The 2,238-nt window shown below is 60.3% G+C and carries 1 protein-coding gene and 2 pseudogenes; all 3 read right to left on the bottom strand.

Going from position 1 to position 2,238, the window contains the following annotated elements; translation table 11 throughout:
- Positions 1-120 precede the first annotated feature (120 nt).
- Positions 121-633: pseudogene (locus tag GGR00_RS28165) on the bottom strand (alpha/beta hydrolase-fold protein); the annotation flags it as partial.
- A gap of 335 nt (positions 634-968) precedes the next feature.
- Positions 969-1,928 (bottom strand): PDR/VanB family oxidoreductase, encoded by a 960-nt coding sequence (locus GGR00_RS28160; RefSeq protein WP_184702871.1) that lies wholly within the window; start codon positions 1,926-1,928, stop codon positions 969-971.
- Between the two features lie 19 nt (positions 1,929-1,947).
- Positions 1,948-2,238: pseudogene (locus tag GGR00_RS28155) on the bottom strand (S-(hydroxymethyl)glutathione dehydrogenase); the annotation flags it as partial.

Below are 2,238 nucleotides of genomic sequence, written 5' to 3'. Positions count from 1 at the left end.
GCCTTCGAGATCGAACATTCGGAAGGGCGGGGCATGCGCATCCGCAACAAGCAGGCATCAGCGAAGCCCAAGCAGCGGTCGTGACCAACTGCACCCTTGAACTGGAGTTTCTGGGGCCGCTTACAGACGGTCCGCTTTCGAGATCTGCTGTACGGATAGCTGCCGTTCGGCAACCGATCCCATTTGGGAAGACAGCCGGGCAGCGTGCCACCTCAAATGGTCGTCCCGAATGTGGAGATGAAGTTGTAGGAATGGTCGTAACCATCCTGCATGCGCAAGGTGAGCCCGATGCCAGCCTTCTTGCAGGCGTCTTGGAGCAGCCAAGAGCGCAGGCCCTCCGCCAGGAAGCTGTCGGCCAAACCCCGGTCGACATTAAATTCCGGGAACCGCTTGCCGTCCTCGATCAGCAGCGTCCGTGTCATAGGCGCGCCATGCAGCTTTCATTAGCACCGAGATACTTTTCCAGTGCCGGCTTCGACCAGCCGGCCGTCGACGGCTGGGCGATATGTGCGAAGGCCTAGCAGCTCTTGAAACGTTCCGGATTCTTCAGCGCGATTGTCAGCGCACCGTGCCCGCCCATCGAAAGTGACCAAATATCGCTTGGCGTGACATGTCGGCAGGGAAGTTTGCCGCAATCAGCGTCGCGTTTTCTGTCTCGGCATCGCATCAGATTACGGACGACGATGTTCGAAAAAGGTTGCCGGCGGCGTGGCCGAGGGTTGTGGGAACCTCGGACACGCCGCCGGTCGGCGCCACGGCTTTGGGAACACGCGGGCCAAGCTGGGAGGCTTGAAGGCCAGCGAAAAGCCGTGGAGCTCTGGACGCTGGCCATGGGGAGCTTGGCCGGCTTTGGGAGCTAGTAGACTGCGAATACTTTTGGGGCGATTTGCCGGCTCCAAAGGCGACGGCGGTACTGGTTCTGCTTCCCAATGTCTCGGATGGCGGGACCAGTATCGAAGCCCGGCGACCTAAATATCAAGAACCAGAACCGACGATTTCGCTCGCGAAACGCACAGACACATTTTGGTGTTCGCGGCCCTGTCGGCCCGCGACAAAAACAGGTCGCGATGGTCGGGAGTACCTTCGAGCAAACCAGTCATGCAGGTGCCGCACACCCCTTCCTCGCAGGAATAGGAGACGTCGACGCCAGCCTCTTGCAATACCTGCAAAATGCTCCTGTCTTCCGGTACGATATAACTTTCGCCACTGCGCGCCAGTCGGACTTCGAAGCTGTTTGTCGGGCCGGCCAGCGCGGCGAGGTCGGCGGCAAAATATTCAAGATGGATCGCCTCCGGTGGCCAGCTTTGCGCGGCGACGGTCGTAATCATGTCCATGAAAGGTTTCGGGCCGCACAGATAGAGGTGGCTGCCATGGCCGTGCGAGCTCAGGAGTATCTCCAGCTTGGTCCTGACTGCATCGGCATCCAGCCCGTAGTGCACGTGCACCTTTCCGGCGAACTCCGGTTGCGCCAGTCGCTTGTAGAACGCTGTGTGCTGCGGAGTGCGACCGAAATAGTGCAACTCGAATGATTTCCCCAGCAGCAGCAGCCGGTCCGCCATGGCGATAATGGGGGTGATACCGATGCCGCCGGCGAGTAGGATGGTGTTGTCTGCTGTTTCATCGAGCGCGAAGTTGTTCTTGGGAACGCTGATCTCGATGCGGTCGCCGACACGGAGCTGCCCATGCATGCGCTCGGAACCGCCGCGTGACTGTGGTTCACGCTTGACACCAATCATGTAGCGCGAGCGATCTTGTGGCGAGCCACACAGCGAATACTGACGCACCAGGCCGCCGCCCATATGAACATCGACATGGGCCCCGGGCGTGTAACGCGGCAGTTCAGCGCCCGAAACCGAAGTAAGCACGAACGACTTGATGTCTTCCGCCTCTCGCGTGATCACCTCTACCAAGACGCTGAGCTTTTCCATGACACTTCTCCCTTGCCAGTCAGTAGACAACGACACCTCTGATGCTCTCGCCGGCATGCATCAGGTCGAAGCCCTTGTTGATGTCCTCGAGCTTGAGCGTATGGGTGATCATCGGGTCGATCTGGATCTTGCCCTCCATGTACCAGTCGACGATCTTGGGCACGTCGGTGCGGCCGCTCGCGCCGCCGAAGGCGGTGCCTTTCCAGGTCCGGCCGGTGACCAGCTGGAACGGCCGCGTCGAAATCTCCTGGCCGGCGCCCGCAACGCCGATGACGATCGACTGGCCCCAGCCGCGATGGCTGGCTTCCAG

This window comes from Aminobacter aganoensis (genome assembly GCF_014206975.1).
In the GTDB taxonomy this organism is placed as follows: Bacteria; Pseudomonadota; Alphaproteobacteria; order Rhizobiales; family Rhizobiaceae; genus Aminobacter; species Aminobacter aganoensis.
Note: the sequence above shows the minus strand (reverse complement) of the source record. Positions and strands in the feature narration are given on the sequence as shown.